Genomic DNA, 20,429 nt, shown 5'->3' on the forward strand with positions numbered 1-20,429 from the left:
AAGTAGAATGCAACAAAAACTTTTGCAGACTACTTTTAATCGAGCTTCTCTCCCTGGAACACACCTGTCCCATCAAGATAAGTACGCAGCGAAGCATACTGATCATTATGCCAAAACGCTTCTGAATCAACTAGTATCGCTGCATCTTGTCTTGCTGTTTCTAACGCCCGATAATCATGTACCATATCAGCAACCTTAAATTCTGGTAGACCACTTTGCTTACTTCCAAAGAAATCCCCAGGACCTCGTAACTCTAAATCTTTTTCTGACAATACAAATCCATCATTTGTTTCAGTCATAATGCGCATTCTTTCTTTTCCCGTTTCTGATTTCGGGTCCGCAATTAATAAACAATATGATTGTTCACTACCACGCCCAACACGCCCCCTCAGCTGATGGAGCTGTGATAAACCGAAACGTTCCGCGTCATAAATAACCATAACAGTCGCATTTGGTACATTCACGCCTACTTCAACAACTGTTGTCGACACAAGAATTTGCACTTTATTTTCACTAAACTGTCCCATTATTTCTTCTTTTTCTTGAGATGATAGTCTCCCATGCATTAATCCAACTTGGCATTTCCCTTGATAATGATGAGTCAGCATACTATGTAAGTCGATAGCATTTTGTACATCAAGCTTCTCAGACTCTTCAATAAGAGGGCAAATAACATATGCCTGTCTTCCTTTTTTTATCTCTTTCTCCACAAAGCCGAGGACACGATCTAACATATCATGTTTTGCCCAGTACGTTTCGATTACCTTTCTACCAGCTGGCATTTCGTCGATAATAGAAACGTCCATCTCTCCAAATGCAGTGATAGCTAACGTACGCGGGATTGGGGTCGCCGTCATAAACAATACATCTGGACTTTCACCTTTCTCACGTAAAACCCGGCGCTGCGCCACACCAAATCGATGCTGTTCATCGGTAATAACGAGACCTAACCTATGAAATATAACTTCGTCTTGAATTAAAGCGTGCGTTCCAACAAGGATGTCTACTTCTCCCTGTTCTAATCTCGACAAAATTTCTCGACGTCTCGCACCTTTAACAGAACTTGTTAGCAATTCAACCTTCATACCGAAATGTGAAAACGTCTCCGCGAGCGACTGATAATGTTGCTCGGCTAAAATTTCTGTAGGAACCATCAAAGCACCTTGATAATGAGCCAATTTCGCCGCATAAAGAGCAATCGCAGCAACAACTGTTTTCCCAGAACCTACATCCCCTTGCAATAATCGATTCATTCGGTACGGAGATATCATATCTTTCATTATTTCATCTACAACCCGGCGTTGTGCGCCAGTTAATGGAAACGGAAGCGCATCAGTAAACTCTTGCAATTCTACTAATGAAATTTCCTTTTTCGTCCCTTTCGAGTTTTCCCTTTCCATTTTCCGTAATGTTTGCATTTTCAACTGAAACAAGAAAAACTCCTCATATACAAAACGGCGACGCGCTTGCTTTAAGTCTTCCTGTCCCACTGGAAAATGTAACCCTCTGAGCGCTTCATAGCGTGATAATAATTTATATCGACTTAACAAACCATCTGGTAACACTTCGACTATAGAATCTCCATACTCCTTAAATGCTTGTGCAACAAACCGGCGCATCTGTTTTACTGTCAGTTTTCCTTTCACTGAATATACAGGTTCTACTTCTTGTTGTCGTACAACCGGTCCAAAATTCAGTTCTGATACAGCAATTGTTTGGCGATGCTGATCCCATTTACCAGTAATCGTTACCGTTTCATCTAAATTTAACTTTTGTTTATAGTATGGTCTATTAAAACATACAGCTGTAATTAAATAACGACCGACGAGAACACGAACTGTAAGACGTGACTTCTTCTTCCCATAATATTGCAGTAAAGGAGCACTATGAATTTTCCCCTCAACCGTTACACGCTCGTCATGCTTTACTTCAGCAAGATCTTTCATCGCATAGTCTTCATAGCGGTACGGAAAATGTTCTAATAGATGAGAAACTGTATAAATTCCCATCTCGTGTAACAACTCAGATGTTTCTCCTCCGATTCCCTTTACATCCGTAACAGGAACTTGTACAACTTCATTCAAGATTCTCACGCTCCGTCACATTATTTTCTTTGATTCATTCTATTGATTATCCATTATTATCATTGACATCTGTAATCGCTCTCTTTCACCTTATATATTCTATCATAGGCATTCTAAGAGAAACTACTCTAATCCCTCTATATAAAGTGAAACTATAATCAGTGGGCGTTTACGGGCAGTTAATCTCCCACTTAACTTCTTTGCTCCAGCCGAATATAGGGGGTGGAAGTTTTACTGCCCACAAATAGCGGGATAAAACAAAGTTGTACAATACGTAAGAAAAGAGCCTCACTATTAGCAGCAAGGCTCTTTTCTATCATCAATATGCTAGCCTTTTGAATAAAAACTAGTAATAAACTTCATATCACTATTTCTTATCTATTAGCAAGTAAGTAACCCATTTATTTTCAAATCGAATCTTTTCTTATTCTACAGAGAAGATGAAAGAATACACCGGTTGGTTCCCTGCATGTACTTCTACTTCTGCATCTTCAAAGTTCTCTTCTACAAACGCAACTAATTTAGCCACTTCTTCATCTGTTGCATCTTCACCTTGTAGAATCGTTACGATTTCAGAATCTTCATCAATTAGCGCTTCTAGTAATTGCTTTGCAGCTCCTACTTTCTCAGCATTTGTAGATACAATTTTCCCATCTGCAATACACATGAAATCATCTTTTTGAATCGCTACACCGTCAATTTCCGTATCACGAACAGCATACGTAATCTGACCTGTTTTCACATGAGCTAAAGCTTCTTTCATGTTTTCTTCATTCTCTTCTAGCGTTCCAACTGGATTAAATGCTAACATTGCAGCCATACCTTGAGGAACTGTTTTTGAACGAATAACAATAACTTCTTGTTCTACAACTGACGCTGCTTGTTCTGCCGCCATCACGATATTCCCGTTATTTGGTAAGATGATGATTTTTTCAGCATTCGCCTCTTCAATCGCCTTCACAATATCCTCCGTACTCGGATTCATCGTTTGGCCACCTTCGATAACTTTCGTTGCACCAATGCTCTCAAATAGAGTTTTAATACCCGATCCCATAGCTACAGTTACAATACCATACGGTTGTTTCTCTATTGGCTGATTCGTTTGTTCAGGTACCATGCTAGGTTCATCTAATAAAGCAGTATGCTGTTCACGCATATTTTCTACTTTGATCTTAATTAGACTACCGTAACGTTGTCCATAGTTCATAGGATCTCCAGGATGTTCCGCATGAATATGAACCTTTACAACCTCATCATCCGATACAACAAGTAGTGAATCTCCGTACACACTAATATCTTCACGGAATTTTTGTTCAGAGAAATTATGTTCCTTCATTTTTCCAGGCTCTAATTTCACCATGAACTCCGTACAATATCCATACTTAATATCTTCTGTACTCAATTGGCTTTGTACACTACGGTGATGTTCTGCACGTACCATGTCATTCATAGATGGTTGGGCAGGCATATCAGAAGAAATCGTTTCTCCTTTTAAGTCAGCTAAAAATCCTTCATATACAACAACAAGACCTTTACCACCGCTATCTACAACGCCAACTTGTTTTAATACAGGTAATAAATCTGGCGTACGATTTAACGATGCGTTTGCTTCTTTTACAACGTCTTCCATAAACAAAACAAAGTCGCGCTGTTTTTTCGCAACTGTCACTGCATATTTACCCGTTTCTCTTGCAACCGTTAAAATCGTTCCTTCAATTGGTTTCATAACCGCTTTGTAAGCTGCCTCTACTCCAGCTTCTAAAGCTGCAGCAAAATCAACTGTCGTTAATTCTTCTTTTTGTTCAATGGATTTAGAAAAACCACGGAATAACTGAGATAAAATAACCCCAGAGTTACCACGAGCTCCCATTAATAATCCTTTGGCTAAACTTACACCGACTTTACCAGCATGCTGCGAAGGATTTGCTTTCACTTCACGTGCGCCTGAAGTCATTGATAAGTTCATGTTTGTACCGGTATCGCCATCTGGAACTGGGAATACGTTTAATGCATCAACAAGCTGAACATTATTTGTTAAATTATTGGCTCCTTGAATGATCATTTGTGATAAACGTTTTCCATCAATTTTTTGAATTGACACAGATTTTCCTCCTTAATGCACATTACAAGTTTATTACTTTAACTCCTTGTACGTAGATGTTTACAGAATCTACTGCTAGTCCTACAGTTTGATCTAATGTATATTTCACTTTAGTCTGCACGTTATGTGCTACTTCTGAAATTTTCGTACCATAGCTCACAATAATATACATATCAATATGTACTTCATCTTCATTTTTACGAACAATAACGCCTCTAGTGAAGTTTTCTTTTCGTAAAATTTCTGTTAATCCATCTTTTAACTGATTTTTTGATGCCATACCTACGATACCGTAGCAATCTACTGCGGCACCTCCAGCAATTGTTGCAATTACATCTGTACTAATATCAATTTGACCGTACTTCGTTTTAATTTCAATTGACATCTCGTTTCCCCCTTCATAAATGGTGAAAGTGAGCTAGACTACTTTAGTTACTATCATATAATCTTTTTAAAGAAAATTCCATCGTTCTTTCTTTTTCACTCTCATATTTTATGTTTTAAATTACATTTTTTTATGATGAGCAAAATAGTCCATTGTTATTATACAACATGTACCACTATAATATGTCAAGCAATTTTTCTTGATTTCACCTTTTCTTCATTGACATATAGTGTCAAGTATTTTTTCTTGATTTCTTTTCCCTACGGTGTTGCATTCTCTTTTTAGTTGTGTTAAATTATAGTAGTGTTTTTAGCATCGCATAAAAGACTAATATTGAAAAATTACGTATGTTACGGTAGTTAAGGGAGGGAAATATAAATGGCTCGTGTTTGTGCTATCACTGGAAGAAAAGCTCGTTCTGGTAACTCTCGTTCTCACGCAATGAACGCTACAAAACGTAAATGGGGCGCTAACCTTCAAAAAGTTCGCGTACGCATCGACGGAAAAGTTCAACGTGTTTACGTTTCTGCTAGAGCATTAAAATCTGGCAAAATCGAACGTGTTTAATAATAAAAAAAAGAGCCGCTAGGCTCTTTTTTTATTATACCATTGGAAAAAGCACCGGTAATAGGTGCTTTTTTTAGTCTTTTTTGAAGGTATTTAACATCGCACGAACAATTCCACCAAGAAATTTAGGTAACTTAATTGTATAAAATCTCATGGTTTCCCTCCTAATCCCCATTACTCCACTTGTTCACTATATGATGCAAGGAGCAAAATTGTTTCTTCAATCAGTGCTTCTTATCATCATTAATATGCCAGAAGTGAATGAAAAAGTACCTTTTTCCTCAACGAGTTCATTACTAATACAAAGTGTCGATCCCCACTCTATTGTTTTATTAGTAAGGGGATACTTAAAACCGTGAAGTGTAATACCTTCTACCCTTTCAGTAACTGGTACAAATGATACGTATGGAAAATGTTCGTTTCCTTCAATTATATACATACCAAACTTTTTCACCATTATTTCATTTTTATTGTCCACAATACACATTTCTATATTTACTTCTAATCCCTTTAAAAGCATCTGAATATTTGCTAAACCATGATCAAGTCTTCCACCAGTAGCACCAAAAATACGAATTAATTTTGGTTTCTGTTCTAAAGCCCAGCTAATTGCAATTTCTAAATCTGTTTGATCTTTTTCTCGCGGGACGATATGTAATTCATTTGTTTGCTGCCTCATCCATGCTAATTCCTCATCAGTAACTGAATCATAATCCCCAAACGCAACAGCCGGAGTGATTCCTCTTTTCAACAAACGGTACACTCCTCTATCAACGGCCGCCCAAACTACTTCTTCATTTTCATACCGCGAAAAATCTGCGCAGTATTCTGCAGGTCCTCCCGCTAAAATATGAATAATCATTTTTCCTTCCCCTTCTATTGTAAAAAGGCAATCTGCCATTCGGTAGATTGCCTTTCTCCTTATTTGCCACTCTAACATGTATAAATAGTGAAGTCTTAATGAACTAGAAGCTTCACTAGGATAAAGGTTCGTTCATTCTTTATCCGCGAATTACACGAATTGCTTCACCGCGGTCTTTTTGATTGTATACTGCTGATCCCGCTACAAGAACATTCGCTCCTGCTTCAATACAAAGTCTTGCCGTTTCAGCGTTGACACCACCATCAACTTCAATTTCCACTTCTAGATTTCGCTCTTTAACCATTTCTGCAACTTGTTTGATTTTCGGTAATACAGAATGAATAAACTTCTGCCCGCCAAATCCAGGATTTACTGTCATAAGTAATACCATGTCTATATCTTCTAATACATGCTCAATCGTTGAAACTGGAGTATGCGGATTTAATACAACCCCTGCTTTAATGTCATGAGATTTAATTAACTGAATTGTACGATGTAAATGAGGACACGCTTCTACATGAACAGTAATAATATCCGCTCCCGCTTTTGCGAAAGTTGGGATATAGTTATCAGGATTTTCAATCATTAAATGTACATCTAACGGTAATGATGTAATCGGACGGATTGCTTCTACAATTAATGGTCCAATCGTAATATTTGGTACGAAATGCCCATCCATTACATCGACGTGAATGTAGTCAGCTCCGCCTTTTTCTACATCTTTAATCTCTTCCCCTAATCTTGAAAAATCTGCTGATAAAATCGATGGTGCAATTTTAATCATGACTAATACCTCGGCTTTCTCTCTCTAATTTCTTCTACGAATTGTTTGTAATTCTTATAACGATATTCGGTAATCTTTCCTTCTTCAACCGCAGCTTTCACCGCACATTTCGGTTCAGCAAGGTGTGTACACCCTCTAAATTTACAGTATTGGCTCGCTTCTTTCAACTCTGGAAAACAATATGTAAGATCTTCTACCTCTATATCTATGAAATCAAGCGAACTAAAACCAGGTGTATCCGCAACAAGTCCGCTTCCAACTGTAATTAATTCTACGTGTCTTGTCGTATGCTTTCCACGTCCTAAATGTGAAGAAATATCATTAGTTTTCAATTCTAAATCTGGACGTAATACGTTTAGCATTGAAGATTTCCCAACACCAGATTGGCCTGCAACGACGGAAATACAACCTTCTAAGAATGGTTTCAGAATATCAATACTTTCCGATGTATTTATAGAAGTAAACAACACATCATAACCCATTTCACGATAATCATTTGCATAAGATTCAACAGTTTCTCTCATTTTTTCATCTACTAAATCCATCTTACTAATACAAATAATTGGTTTAATGTTATGATATTCAATTAATACTAAAAATCGATCTAACAGTCCTGGATTAAAATCTGGTTCTACCGCAGAGAAAACAAGAATAGCTTGATCAACATTAGCAATAGGAGGTCTAACAAGTTCATTTTTCCGATCAAATACTTCTAACACATAACCTTCATTCGGATTATCCGCTTGAAAAACAACTTGGTCTCCTACAAGTGGCGTAATTTTATTCTTTCTAAATACACCACGCCCACGACATTGTGTAATCCCTTCCTCATTCTGCACATAATAAAACCCACTTAGAGCTTTTACAATTTTTCCTTCTGGCATATAATTCTCCTTTATTTTGTATAAAATGAAACTGCAATTAAATATGAATAGACTAGCGTTCTTTAAACAATTAGTTCAAAGCCCACCAAATATATATCCAGGTTCATATATTTAATCTACCATCAAATTTGAAATATTATTTACAACAGTATCACTTTTACAGCTTTTTGAATCATATATTTTTGCCTGTTATACAGTCCACGATGTAGACAGCATAACAGGCAAGAGTAATAAATTCCATCTTCTATATAAGGACGATGGAATTCACTATTATTGAGCCGGATATGGTACTTCCTTGTCCATAATCGTTACTCCATCTCGGACAATTTTATAGTGTCCCTTTGCACCTTCTTGAATTACAAATTCTAAAGAAATAATCGCTGACTCAGTAATTGTTCTCGTTTCAACTGGTTTATCCATTTTTTGCTGCATATCTTCTTTATAAATTTCTATTGTTTGCGGCTTTTTCTCACCTGTTGCAGAAGCTTCATATGGGATAGAAATGTTATCCACTTTTACCGTTTTCGTCACTTTAGGCTTCGGACCATCGGAGATAACAATCGATACTTTATCTCCTTCTTTTAAAGGTGTCCCAGGCTTTGGTAACTGTGAAATAACAAGACCTTTATCAACCTTATCTGAATACTCTCTTTGTATATCAGAAACAAGCTTTCTTTCATTTAAATAACCTTTTACACTATTTTCAGTCCATCCTGAAAAATCACCTGGTCTTATTTGATAAGGTCCTTTACTTACCCAAATTTTCAGCTCTTGTTCTGTCTCTATAACCATTTGATCAGGCGTTGGTATTTGCTCTACAATTTCACCTTTCGGCTTATCATTTTCAATATAATTTATTGTAACTTGTTTATATTTTTCTTCTAACTCAGCTCTTATACTCTCGAAATCTTTTCCTGTCAAATCACGCATCTTACTTTTCTTTTTCCCACCTGATTGATAGATAGTAATTTTAGAGTTTTCTTTCACTACTCTTCCTGCTATAGGATCTGTTTTTATCACGTTTCCGGCTTCAACATCATCTGTATATACAAGATTAGGTTCAGTAACTTCAAAACCTTTTTCAACTAATGTATTTACAGCTGTCGTATATTTCATACCAGCCACATCAGGAACCTTCACATCTTTCGGAATAAAGAAGCCTGGAATAACAGTAAGTGCTAATGTTATCCCTATCGCTAAAAGTAAAAATGTTGTAATTAAAACTTTCAGCCATTTATTATTTCGCTTTTTCTTCTTACCTGATTTGGTCTCTTCTTTTCTTACTTGTTCATCCACTTTACTTCCTTTTAATACAATCGTTTCATCACTTACATTTTGAAATAGTTGTTCTTGTTGAATAATTGGAATCGCTTTCGTTGCTTCCATATCTTCTGGTATGTAAAATGGTTGTTCATTTATTCGTTCTGGGTATAGTGCTGTTTCAATATCTCGTTTCATCGCGTTAGCAGATTGATATCGATGGAACGGATCTTTCGCAGTTGCCTTTAATATAATATTTTCAACACTTTGTGGAATATTTTCATTCCATCTTTTTGGAGATGGCATTTCATTTTGTAAATGTTTTAACGCAATTGCAACAGCAGATTCACCAGAAAACGGTTGTCTTCCTGTTAACAATTCAAACATAACAATCCCAAGTGAATAAATATCTGATTGTTTATTCGCTATACCGCCGCGCGCTTGTTCTGGTGATAAATAATGCACCGAACCGAGCACCGAATTTGTATGTGTAATCGTTGCTGCACTTGTAGCTGTCGCAATTCCAAAGTCTGTTACTTTGACCACTCCGTCATCTCGAATCAAAATATTGTGCGGTTTAATATCACGATGTACAATCTCAAAATGATGGGCGTGTGCCATAGCGGACGTTAACTGCTCCATTATATCAAGAGCCTCTCCTATCGGTAACATCCCTCGATCAATTATGTATTGCTTCAATGTTCGTCCAGGTACATATTCCATTACAAGATAATATATATCATCCTCTTCCCCAACATCATACATATTCACAATATTTGGATGCGACAACGTTGTAACAGATTGCGCTTCTCGATGGAAACGTTTAATAAACTCTTCATTATTTGAATAGTCGAGTCTTAATATTTTTACCGCTACATCTCGGCCGAGTATATCATCATGAGCTAAATATACATTGGCCATTCCTCCACCGCCAATCATTTTCAGCAGCTTATAACGGTCATTTAAGCGTTTTCCAATCAGCACGTTGCACTTCACCTACTTTCGTTTGTCGAATCCGTATAATCAATAATAACGAGGGTAATATTATCTTCTCCACCACGATCATTTGCTAATTGAATGAGATGCTCTCCCTTCGCCTCGAGCTGTTCATTCAATTGTAAAATTTGTTGCATATCAGCAATAGAAACTTTGTTAGACAATCCATCCGAGCAAAGAAGTAATTGATCATCTTCTTCAAGCACCAATGTTTTAACATCTAATCCAACTGTTTCTTCATTTCCTAATGCTCTTAACAAAACATTCTTTTTCGGGTGATATTCTGCATCTTCCTTTGAAATTTCGCCATGTCTCACAAGTTCATTTACAAGCGAATGATCTTCCGTTACAAGCGTCATTTTCCCCTCTGATACCATATAACACCGACTATCTCCTATATGACCTATCGTCACAAAATTCGATGTACAAATGGCTATTATAAGTGTTGTTCCCATGCCATTACATTCTGCATGCTGCTTAGAGTAAGCATATATGCGCTCATTAATAATTCCAACGTTAGTATGTAACCACTTTTCTACCTTTTTAGGCTCATTCATATTATGCGTTTGCTTCCAATAATCATGGAATAATTGAATAGCCATCGAGCTAGCTACATCGCCAGCTCGATGACCTCCCATTCCATCTGCTACTACCGCTAAAATATTTCCATCTAAATTGCGAAAAACTCCTGCACTATCTTCATTATGTTGACGAACTTTTCCTTTATCCGATAGAAACACGGCTTTCATCTAGTCACCTCGTCTCTTCTTTGCGCTCCTTTGCACGCAACTGACCGCAGGCTGCATCAATATCATGACCTTGTTCACGGCGAATGGTTACATTCACTCCACGATCTTTTAGCGTCTTTTCAAATAAGAAAATTTGCTCTCGTGGCGTACGTACATAATCACGTTCTGGCACGTAGTTTACCGGAATTAAGTTTACATGACATTTTACACCTTTTAAGAGCGCAGCAAGTTCTTCAGCGTGCTCAACTTGGTCATTTTCTCCTCCAAATAAGCCATATTCAAATGTAATACGACGCCCTGTTCTATTTACATAGTATTTAACAGCTTCCATTAAATCAGGTAGCTTATAAGCACGGTTGATCGGCATTAATTTTGAACGTATCTCTGTATTTGCAGCATGCAATGAAATCGCAAAATTAATTTGCATATCTTCTTCAGCGAACTTATAAATTTTTGGAACAATTCCACTTGTTGAAACTGTCATATGTCTTGCACCAATATGAATTCCTTTTTCATGATTTACAATGCGTAAGAATGACATTAAGTTATCATAATTATCAAATGGTTCTCCAATTCCCATAACAACAAGAGAACTTACACGTTCTTCTGTTTCATCAAGCGCACGCTGAACTTCTACTACTTGCGCTACAATTTCTCCAGCCTCTAAGTTTCGTTTTAACCCACCAAGTGTAGAAGCACAGAACGTACAGCCAATGCGGCAACCCACCTGTGTTGTTACACAAATGGAATTTCCATATTCATGTCGCATTAGTACAGTTTCAATAGAGTATCCATCGTATAACTGGAATAGGAATTTAATCGTTCCATCCGAAGACGTTTGTTTTACTAAAGTGTTTAAAGTAGTAATATCAAAGGAATTCGACAATTTATCGCGCAATCCTTTAGCAAGGTTTGACATATCCTCATAATTTTTTACACGTTTTTTATATAGCCAATCAAAAATTTGTCCTGCACGGAACTTAGGTTCTCCTTGTTCCTTTAACCAATCTTGCATTTCATGAAGTTGTAAAGAATAAATTGATGGTTTCTTTGTTTCTAGATTTTTCTTTTGTTTTTTTACAGTCGTTTCCATGATGCTACACCTTCTTTCTTAAACAAGCAATATAAAAGCCATCTGTTGCAAAATAATGCGGTAAAATTCGTACTTGACCTTCATCAATATACGGATTTAACTTTTCTGGCATGCGATCTTTTATCGTAGTATCCCATTCAAATTCAGGATGCTCTTGTAAAAATTGCTTTATTACTTGTTCATTTTCTATTTTTTCAATTGTGCACGTACTATAAACAAGGCGACCACCTTGTTTTAACAATGGTGCTATTTTTTCTAGTATCGCAAGTTGAATCGTTGATAACCTTTCACTATCGCCCTTATCTTTACCTAACTTAATATCAGGTTTACGTCTAATAACACCAAATCCAGAACATGGTGCATCTACTAATATTTTGTCAAAAGATTCATTTGCAAAATGCTCTTGAACTTTTCTAGCATCTAAAGCCATCGTTTCTACATTTTCTAAACCAAGTCTCTTCGCCTGTTGTTCAATTAAACGTACTTTATGTGCGTGTAAATCAAGCGACATTACCTTACCAGTTCCGTCCAAACGCTCTGCAATATGAGTTGTTTTTCCGCCAGGAGCAGCACAACTATCTAGAACTGTATCTCCTTTATTCGGTTCTAAAGCACGTGCTACAAGCATTGAGCTTTCATCTTGAATAGAAAGGAAACCTTTTTTGAACGCTTCTGTATGTGCGACATTTCCTCTTTCAATTTGAATTGCATCCTCTGACAATTCGCCACGTTTTGCTTCTATACCCTCATCAGCTAATAACGCAACCGCTTCTTCTACCGTTACTTTATCAACATTTACACGTGCTGTTGGTACAGGTGGCAACATATTTACTTCACACATTTTCTCTGCTGTCTCTAAACCATATTCGGATGCCCATTCTTGTACAAGCCACATTGGATGACTCGTTGCAATCGCAAGTCGTTCTACTGGATTTTCGATTTCTTCTAACGAAGGTACACCTTCTCGCTGAATTGAACGCAATACTCCGTTCACCATGCCTGAAATCCCTTTATGCCCACGATGCTTTGCAATCTCAACTGCTTCATGAATAGCCGCTCTTTCTGGAACTCGGTCTAAATATAGCATTTGATATAGAGATAGGCGAAGCAACACTCTTACCCACGCTTCAACCTTTTTTCTTAAAAATGGTTGTAAATAATAATCTAGTGTGTCACGACGTTGAATTGTTCCATATACCATTTCAGTTAATAAACCAATATCTTTTCTGTCAATTGTATTTTTTTCAATCAAATTATTTAAAAGTAAGTTGCTATATGCACCACTTTTTTCTACTTGAATTAAGCCATCCAGAGCTAATTCACGAACATTTTGTCTCATGCATTTTCTCCTAACTTCGTACCAATTTCAGGTTTTGTTCCACGTAAAAATTGTGAACAACTCATACGCTTTTTACCAGATGGTTGCAATTCAGTGATTTTAACGCCTGTCTCGTTCCCTGTTGCAACAACAAATCCATCTTCTTCAAGAGCTACTATTGTACCTGGTTCAGCTTTCTCTGTAATAGAGACCTTCTCTCCCCACCATACTTTAATAACTTGTCCTGCCAAAGTCGTATAAGCAACTGGCCATGGATTCAATCCGCGAATGTGATTGTATACTTCTTCACCTGTTTTTGTCCAATCAATTATCTCTTGCTCACGTTTTATATTATATGCAAACGTCACTTCAGCTTCACTTTGTTTAATTGGTTCTAGTTTACCCTGAATTAGTAAAGGAACCGTTTTAGATAAAAGGTGTGCTCCTGCTTCGCTTAACTTATCAAATAATGAACCTGTTGTTTCACGCTCTTCAATTTCTACTTCTACTTGCGTTAATATATCGCCCGCATCTAATTTTTCTACCATATACATAATTGTAATACCTGTTTTCTCTTTACCTTCCATGATCGCATAATGAATTGGTGCACCACCGCGAAGTTCTGGAAGTAATGATGCGTGAACATTAATACATCCATACTTTGGCGCTTCTAAAATTTCATTCGGTACGATTTGTCCAAATGCTGCTGTTACAATTAAGTCTGGCTCTAGTGCTAATACTTTTTCATATTCGTCTTTTTCACGAATTTTTAACGGCTGTACTACTGGAATACCATGTTTCTCCGCTTCTACTTTAACAGGAGTAGGTGTTAAAACCTTTTTTCTACCAACTGGACGATCAGGTTGCGTTACAACACCAACTACGTCATATCCGTCCTCGATAAGACGACGAAGCACCGGCACAGAAAAGTCCGGTGTCCCCATAAATACTACTTTCATCATTCAAAAACCGCTCCTTTTAAACCTATTCTAATTCGCCTGCTTCATAATACTTTTTCACTTTAGATGTAAATAAAACACCGTGTAAATGATCGATTTCATGCTGAATTGCACGCGCTAAGAAGTCATCCGCTTCTAATAAAAATATTTTACCGCGACGATTTTGTGCACGTACTTTAATGTAATCTGCACGCTCCACTTCACCATAAAGTCCCGGAAAGCTTAAGCAGCCTTCGGGACCTACTTGTTCACCACGTTTTTCTAAAATAACAGGATTAATTAATTCAATTTTACCCGCATCATCACCTATATCAACAACAGCAACTTGTAAGCTTACACCCACTTGTGGCGCAGCTAGACCAACTCCGTCTGCAATTAACATTGTTTCATGCATATCTTTTAACAATTTCACTAACTTTTTATCAAAGTTAATTACTCTTTCGCATGGTGTTTCTAACACTTCATTTGGATGCTTTACAATTTCTAAAACTGCCATATTTCCCTCCGCTACATTAACATTGTTGGATTAAAATCAATTGAGATTTGTAGCTCTTTTTGCATTTCTGCTTGATAATGTTCATTTACCATTTTGAGCACGTTCTTTAAGTTTGGTTCCCGTTTGTATTTTATCATGCATTGGTAACGATATCTATCTTTTATCCTTGGAATTGCTGAAGCAACCGGCCCTAACACCATTGTTTGCCTTGAACAATGCGTTCGTAAATGACCGACAATTTTTTCCGTCACTTGGACTGCCTTTAATAACTCCGGATGAGATACAGTTACAAGTACAACGTAGTAATATGGCGGATATTGTCTCATTTGCCTCATTTGCATTTCGTGCTCATAAAATACATCATATTGTTGATTCTTTGCTAATTCTACACTGTAATGTTCCGGCGTATACGTTTGAATTACAACTTCACCTGGCAATTCATGTCTTCCTGCACGTCCACTTACTTGCGTCAATAGCTGATACGTCTTTTCACTCGCCCGAAAATCAGGTAGATGAAGCATCGTATCCGCCGTTAAAACGCCAACAAGCGTCACCTTCGGAAAATCAAGCCCTTTTGCAATCATCTGTGTTCCAAGTAATATATCTGCTTTCTCTTCACCAAACGCCTTTAATAATTTTTCATGCATTCCTTTACGGCTTGTTGTATCCACATCCATTCGAATGACCCGCGCCTCAGGAAATAGTTTTGTGATTTCTTCTTCAACCTTTTGCGTCCCTGTACCAAAGAAACGAATATACGTACTATTACAAGCAGGACACTCCGTTGGCATATTTTCCTCATGACTACAATAATGACACTTTAAACGATGGTTCATTTTGTGATATGTCAACGAAATATCACAATGCGGACATTGTACGACATACCCACAATCACGACACATCACAAACGTAGAATGACCCCTTCTATTTAAAAAGAGAACCATTTGTTCTTTCTTTTCTAATCGATCTGCTATTTTTTCATGCAGTGCCTTTGAAAACATTGAGCGATTTCCATCACGAAGCTCTTCACGCATATCAACAATTTCTACAGTCGGCAAAGCTTGTTTGTTCATACGTTTTTCCATTATAAGCAACCCATAGACACCTTTTTTCGCTCTAGCAAACGATTCAAGTGTCGGCGTTGCACTTCCGAGAACGATTGGACACTTATGATATTGTCCTCTCCACACTGCTACATCTCTTGCATGATACTTTGGGTTATCCTCTTGCTTATAACTTGATTCATGCTCTTCATCAATAATAATGATTCCTAAATTTTCAAATGGAGCAAAAATAGCTGAACGCGCACCAACTACAACTTTCACTTCTTTTCTTAATATCTTTCGCCATTCATCATATTTCTCGCCAACAGAAAGCGCACTGTGAAGAACTGCAACTTGCGAACCGAACCTACCTTTAAAGCGATCTACCATCTGGGGCGTTAGCGCAATTTCAGGAACAAGCACAATTGCTTCTTTTCCTTTCTCGAGCACCGCTGCTATAGATTGTAAATACACTTCAGTCTTACCACTTCCTGTAACACCATATAGTAAAAATGGATTGTAAGTTTCATTTGTAATTGATGACAAAATCGGTGTAATTACTTGTTTTTGTTCCTCAGTAAGCGGAAATGGTTTCGTTTGTTCAAAATCATCATCGTCATACGGACTCCGGTATACCTCTACATACTTTTCTGAGATTAGACCCTTTTTAACAAGTGCTTTTATTGGAGCATCTGTTATTTGTAATTCTTCTGTTAAATTTTTTAACGGTACACTTTTGTAGTTTTCTACAAAATAATAGAGTACATCTTGTTGTTTTTTACTTTTCAGTTCAAATGCTGCTAATTCCAATTTATCTGCCGGCAACTCCGGTTGAACTACTCTTTGTTTCTTCTTCTGCACTTTATCCTTTACTTGATAAACCACTTCAGTCGTACCATTTTTAATTTCTTGTTGAATAGTGCGATATAGGTGCGGCTGTGCTTCGATAACTTCCCAATCTATCGTTTCCTTCCCTTGAAATAAAGAAAGAATTTCTGGTGCTACTTCTTCTCGGTTACGAAGTTGCAGACGCTTTTTATATGTTGCTTTAATCGCCGTCGGAAGCATCACCTGAAAAGCTGAAATCATATAACATAACGTTTCACTTGTAAGCCAATACCCAAGTTTTAATAATTCATCATTTAAAACCGGAGTGACATCTAATATTTCATACAACGCTTTTAACTTTTTACTTTCTAGTTCAACCGAATCCTTTATGCCAATAATAAAACCTTGCAATTTCCTCGGACCGAATGGGACTACTACACGCATTCCTGTTTGCACGATATCTTCCCATTTTTTAGGGATAATATAATCAAACGGTCGATCTGTTTGACGTGCAGGTACATCAACAATTACACTTGCAAACTTCATACATAATCATCTTCTAACATCATTTCTATTTGCTTTAATATTTCACGAGCCACTTCTTTCTTCGTTAAAAGTGGTAGCTCAATGATTTCTCCATCTTTTCTATACATTGTCACAATATTTGTATCCGTACCAAATCCAGCTCCTTGCGCTTTCACGTCATTCGCAACAATCATATTTGCATTTTTCTCACGTAATTTTCTCGTTGCGTATTCCTCTATGTTTGTCGTTTCAGCTGCGAAACCGATAAGTAACTGTCGGTCCTTCTTCTCACCTAACGTTTTTAAAATATCCACTGTTCTTTCTAATTCAATTACAGCATCGCCATTTTTCTTTTTCATTTTATTATCATGAACATATTTCGGACGGTAATCTGCAACGGCTGCTGTTTTGATGACAACATCCACACTCTGATAATGCTGAAGGACTGCCTCTAACATATCTTGTGCAGATTCCACTTGTATTGTTGTGACATGTAATGGTGACTCTAATGCTGTCGGTCCTGACACAAGTATGACATCAGCACCTAAGCTTGCTGCAACTTCTGCGATCGCATACCCCATCTTTCCAGAAGAAAAATTCGTCATAAAACGAACCGGATCAATCTTTTCACGTGTCGGTCCAGCTGTTATTAATATTCGTTTTCCTTGCAATGGTTGTTGTTCTGAGAAAGCCTCTTCTAATCGTCCAATAATTGCTTCAGGTTCTTCCAGTCTTCCTTTTGCTACATAACCACATGCTAAAAAACCTTCCCCAGGCTCAATAAATGTATATCCTAATGTTTTTAACGTCATCATGTTTTTTTGAACAATTTTATTTTCATACATATGCACATTCATAGCAGGTGCAATCCACACTGGAGCTGTAGTAGCTAACAAAGTAGTTGTAATCATATCATCAGCAATACCGCCAGCTAACTTTCCAATGCAATTAGCTGTAGCAGGTGCAACAAGTACAACATCTGCCCAATCCGCTAAATCAATATGAGCAATAACAGCGGAGTCTCTCTCATCAAACGTATCCGTATATACATCATGGCGAGAAAGTGCTTGAAATGTAAGAGGCGTAACAAACTTCATTGCCGACTCACTCATCATTACTTTTACAAGAGCGCCAGCTTGTGTCAATTTACTTGTTAACGCAGCCGCTTTAAAAACTGCAATGCCTCCTGTTACACATAGAAGTATCTTTTTCCCTTTTAGCATATGACTCGTCCTCTTTCTTTTTCAAACTTATTCTACTGAAATAGAATTTCCAGCTCGTCAGTACCAGTATTTCGTTCCGTCTTTTTCAATTCCTTTTCATCCCTATCGTAAAAAAATAACAACCTACTTGTAAATAGGTTGTTACCGTTACATAGAAAATTATAAAGTCTATGTTTTAATTTGTCGAAAAGAATGTCTTAATCAATTATTGTGTCATCGCTTGGTACATATTTTAATACTTCTAAATCGATTTCTTCTAATGCTTTACCTACACATTTATAAGAAACAGGCTTTTCAATAACACAATTGTCAGCAATTTGCATTTCACGTGCACGCTTTGCAGCTACTGTTACAAGTGTATATTTAGAATCGATTTTTGTTAATAATGAGTCAATTGATGGATTTAACATAATTATAGACCCTCCGTCATTTCTTTATAGTATTTTGCCACTCTTTCGCGGCGGCAATGTTCACCAACCACAATTGCTTTAATTCGGTCGCAAGCTAATTCAACTTGATCGTTTTCTACAACATAGTCATAAGCGTCCATCATTTCGATTTCTTCTTTCGCTACAGTTAAACGATTTTCAATAACATCTTCAGTTTCTGTACCACGGCCGACAATTCGGTTCTTTAGTTCAGATAAACTTGGAGGTGCTAAGAAAATAAATACACCTGCTGGGAAGGCTTTCTTAACTTGAATTGCTCCTTGCACTTCAATTTCTAAGAACACATCTTTTCCTTCTTGTAACGTTTTTTCAACATAATCAATCGGTGTTCCGTAATAATTACCAACGAACTCAGCCCATTCAAGTAACTTTTCATTACGAATCATTTCTTCAAATTCTTCTCTCTCTTTAAAGAAATAATCCACACCATCTACTTCACCTTCACGCGGTTTACGTGTCGTTACTGAAATAGAGTACTGAAAACGTGTGTCTTCATGGCTAAACAGCTCTTTTCGAACCGTTCCTTTCCCGACACCAGAAGGTCCCGAAAGAACGATGAGCAATCCTCTTCTACTTCTCATAAATATGTAAAACCTACCCTTCCTCACTTAGATCTTCTTTATTATTCAAACGATGTGCAATCGTCTCTGGCTGAATTGGACTTAATACTACATGCCCATCATCCATAACAATAACCGCCCTTGTTTTTCTCCCATACGTAGCATCAAGCAAAGCATTATGTTCACGCGCTTCCTGTACTGTCCGTTTAATAGGAGCTGACTCCGGACTTACAATAGCAATAATTCGATGAGCAGATACAATATTTCCGTATCCAATATTTAAAAACCGCATGGCCATAGTTTGCGCCTCCTAGTAAGTCTATCCGATTTCTCCACCACGTATAACTTTATATATTTTTTGAAAGCTACTCAATATTTTGTACTTGTTCACGAATTTTTTCAAGGTTATTTTTCATTTCTACGACATATTTTGAAATTGTTAAGTCATTTGCCTTAGAACCTATCGTATTAACTTCCCTATGCATCTCTTGCACGATGAAGTCCATTTTCCTTCCAACAGGCTCTGTAATTTGCAGTGCTTCACGAAATTGATCTAAATGACTTTGTAATCGAACTAATTCTTCGTGAATATCTGAACGCTCTGCAAATATTGCTACTTCTGTCAACAATCGTTGTTCATCTAAATCTTGATTATGTAATTCTTTTAAGCGATTTTCTAATCGTTCACGATATTTTTGTGTAACAATTGGTGCATGTGGAATAATTGCATTTACACAATTATGAATCTCTTGCAAACGATATGCTATATCTTTATGTAATCGTTCTCCTTCGCCATCTCTCATCGTTTTCAACATATGAGCAGCTTGGCGAACAGCTTCATATAAACCGGTTTCAAATTGTTCATTTACATTTTCTATTTCTTCAACTGCCGTTACTTCTGGCATTCCCATTAGTTGCCCGAGTGTAATAGAATCTTGTAATTGAAATTTCCCTTTTATATCTTCCATAATGGATTGGTACTGCTTGAGAAGTTCCCAATTCACAGTTAATTTTCTTTCAACAAGCCCTTCACCTGTTATACTAATAGACACTTCAATACGTCCACGGCGAACTTGCTTTGCAATTATTTTACGAATCTTGTCTTCAAACGCCATCATTTGCTTCGGAAGCCGAATACTCATTTCTAAAAAACGATGGTTCACCGACTTCATTTCTACTGTTATTTGAAAAGTATCGTTTTCTACCTTCGATCTTCCAAATCCTGTCATACTACAAATCATCTTTATCACATCCAAGCCATGA

20 protein-coding genes are annotated in these 20,429 nt (G+C 37.1%); 1 reads left to right on the forward strand and 19 read right to left on the reverse strand.

Going from position 1 to position 20,429, the window contains the following annotated elements:
- Window positions 1–35: 35 nt before the first annotated feature.
- The 3 genes from recG to MKY70_RS19875 all read right to left on the reverse strand — a co-directional run bounded on the left by recG (window position 36) and on the right by MKY70_RS19875 (window position 4,570).
- The gene (recG, locus tag MKY70_RS19865; RefSeq protein WP_016100712.1) at window positions 36–2,084 is read right to left on the reverse strand and encodes an ATP-dependent DNA helicase RecG; all 2,049 of its coding nucleotides are present in this window, start codon (window positions 2,082–2,084) and stop codon (window positions 36–38) included.
- A 424-nt stretch (window positions 2,085–2,508) separates the two neighbouring features.
- Window positions 2,509–4,185 carry a DAK2 domain-containing protein gene (locus tag MKY70_RS19870; protein ID WP_002014508.1) on the reverse strand — a complete coding sequence of 559 codons (1,677 nt, stop codon included), beginning with the start codon at window positions 4,183–4,185 and terminating at the stop codon, window positions 2,509–2,511.
- Window positions 4,186–4,207: 22 nt separating this feature from the next.
- The gene (locus MKY70_RS19875) at window positions 4,208–4,570 is read right to left on the reverse strand and encodes an Asp23/Gls24 family envelope stress response protein (protein ID WP_002014507.1); all 363 of its coding nucleotides are present in this window, start codon (window positions 4,568–4,570) and stop codon (window positions 4,208–4,210) included.
- A gap of 378 nt (window positions 4,571–4,948) precedes the next feature.
- Between MKY70_RS19875 and rpmB the strand changes: the two genes are divergently transcribed.
- Window positions 4,949–5,137, forward strand: coding sequence for a 50S ribosomal protein L28 (rpmB, locus tag MKY70_RS19880; protein WP_000124776.1), 189 nt, complete (start codon window positions 4,949–4,951; stop codon window positions 5,135–5,137).
- Between the two features lie 73 nt (window positions 5,138–5,210).
- Here rpmB and spoVM read toward each other — a convergent pair whose 3' ends face one another.
- From spoVM to MKY70_RS19960, 16 genes are all read right to left on the reverse strand, one after another.
- Window positions 5,211–5,291: a stage V sporulation protein SpoVM gene (gene spoVM / locus MKY70_RS19885; protein ID WP_001213599.1), complete on the reverse strand. Its 81-nt coding sequence runs from the start codon at window positions 5,289–5,291 to the stop codon at window positions 5,211–5,213.
- A gap of 66 nt (window positions 5,292–5,357) precedes the next feature.
- Window positions 5,358–6,038, reverse strand: coding sequence for a thiamine diphosphokinase (locus tag MKY70_RS19890; RefSeq protein WP_002014506.1), 681 nt, complete (start codon window positions 6,036–6,038; stop codon window positions 5,358–5,360).
- Window positions 6,039–6,138: 100 nt separating this feature from the next.
- Window positions 6,139–6,783, reverse strand: a complete 645-nt coding sequence (gene rpe, locus MKY70_RS19895; protein ID WP_002014505.1) for a ribulose-phosphate 3-epimerase — start codon at window positions 6,781–6,783, stop codon at window positions 6,139–6,141.
- A gap of 2 nt (window positions 6,784–6,785) precedes the next feature.
- The gene (rsgA, locus tag MKY70_RS19900) at window positions 6,786–7,667 is read right to left on the reverse strand and encodes a ribosome small subunit-dependent GTPase A (RefSeq protein WP_002014503.1); all 882 of its coding nucleotides are present in this window, start codon (window positions 7,665–7,667) and stop codon (window positions 6,786–6,788) included.
- 270 nt (window positions 7,668–7,937) lie between these two features.
- On the reverse strand, window positions 7,938–9,911 hold the full coding sequence (gene pknB, locus MKY70_RS19905) for a Stk1 family PASTA domain-containing Ser/Thr kinase (RefSeq protein ID WP_088034475.1): 1,974 nt from the start codon (window positions 9,909–9,911) through the stop codon (window positions 7,938–7,940).
- A gap of 8 nt (window positions 9,912–9,919) precedes the next feature.
- The gene (locus tag MKY70_RS19910) at window positions 9,920–10,672 is read right to left on the reverse strand and encodes a Stp1/IreP family PP2C-type Ser/Thr phosphatase (protein ID WP_002014501.1); all 753 of its coding nucleotides are present in this window, start codon (window positions 10,670–10,672) and stop codon (window positions 9,920–9,922) included.
- Between the two features lie 4 nt (window positions 10,673–10,676).
- Window positions 10,677–11,765: a 23S rRNA (adenine(2503)-C(2))-methyltransferase RlmN gene (gene rlmN / locus MKY70_RS19915; RefSeq protein ID WP_002014500.1), complete on the reverse strand. Its 1,089-nt coding sequence runs from the start codon at window positions 11,763–11,765 to the stop codon at window positions 10,677–10,679.
- A gap of 4 nt (window positions 11,766–11,769) precedes the next feature.
- On the reverse strand, window positions 11,770–13,104 hold the full coding sequence (rsmB, locus tag MKY70_RS19920) for a 16S rRNA (cytosine(967)-C(5))-methyltransferase RsmB (protein ID WP_088034473.1): 1,335 nt from the start codon (window positions 13,102–13,104) through the stop codon (window positions 11,770–11,772).
- Window positions 13,101–14,045, reverse strand: coding sequence for a methionyl-tRNA formyltransferase (gene fmt, locus MKY70_RS19925; RefSeq protein ID WP_002014498.1), 945 nt, complete (start codon window positions 14,043–14,045; stop codon window positions 13,101–13,103). The genes rsmB and fmt overlap by 4 nt, the downstream gene beginning before the upstream one ends.
- A 22-nt stretch (window positions 14,046–14,067) precedes the next feature.
- Window positions 14,068–14,538 carry a peptide deformylase gene (gene def / locus MKY70_RS19930; RefSeq protein ID WP_088034471.1) on the reverse strand — a complete coding sequence of 157 codons (471 nt, stop codon included), beginning with the start codon at window positions 14,536–14,538 and terminating at the stop codon, window positions 14,068–14,070.
- 11 nt (window positions 14,539–14,549) lie between these two features.
- Window positions 14,550–16,955: a primosomal protein N' gene (gene priA, locus MKY70_RS19935; protein ID WP_341025584.1), complete on the reverse strand. Its 2,406-nt coding sequence runs from the start codon at window positions 16,953–16,955 to the stop codon at window positions 14,550–14,552.
- Window positions 16,952–18,157, reverse strand: a complete 1,206-nt coding sequence (gene coaBC, locus MKY70_RS19940; protein WP_088034469.1) for a bifunctional phosphopantothenoylcysteine decarboxylase/phosphopantothenate--cysteine ligase CoaBC — start codon at window positions 18,155–18,157, stop codon at window positions 16,952–16,954. The genes priA and coaBC overlap by 4 nt, the downstream gene beginning before the upstream one ends.
- Before the next feature lie 197 nt (window positions 18,158–18,354).
- A complete protein-coding gene (gene rpoZ, locus MKY70_RS19945; RefSeq protein ID WP_002014493.1) occupies window positions 18,355–18,567 on the reverse strand; it encodes a DNA-directed RNA polymerase subunit omega in 213 nt (70 codons plus the stop codon).
- Between the two features lie 2 nt (window positions 18,568–18,569).
- Complete coding sequence (gene gmk, locus MKY70_RS19950; RefSeq protein WP_002014492.1) at window positions 18,570–19,187, reverse strand: guanylate kinase; 618 nt, start codon at window positions 19,185–19,187, stop codon at window positions 18,570–18,572.
- 13 nt (window positions 19,188–19,200) lie between these two features.
- On the reverse strand, window positions 19,201–19,464 hold the full coding sequence (remA, locus tag MKY70_RS19955) for an extracellular matrix/biofilm regulator RemA (protein ID WP_001251456.1): 264 nt from the start codon (window positions 19,462–19,464) through the stop codon (window positions 19,201–19,203).
- 67 nt (window positions 19,465–19,531) lie between these two features.
- Window positions 19,532–20,407 (reverse strand): YicC/YloC family endoribonuclease, encoded by an 876-nt coding sequence (locus MKY70_RS19960; protein ID WP_002088227.1) that lies wholly within the window; start codon window positions 20,405–20,407, stop codon window positions 19,532–19,534.
- Window positions 20,408–20,429: the final 22 nt, after the last annotated feature.

The sequence above is a fragment of the Bacillus sp. FSL R9-9492 genome, assembly GCF_038007365.1.
In the GTDB taxonomy this organism is placed as follows: Bacteria; Bacillota; Bacilli; order Bacillales; family Bacillaceae_G; genus Bacillus_A; species Bacillus_A mycoides.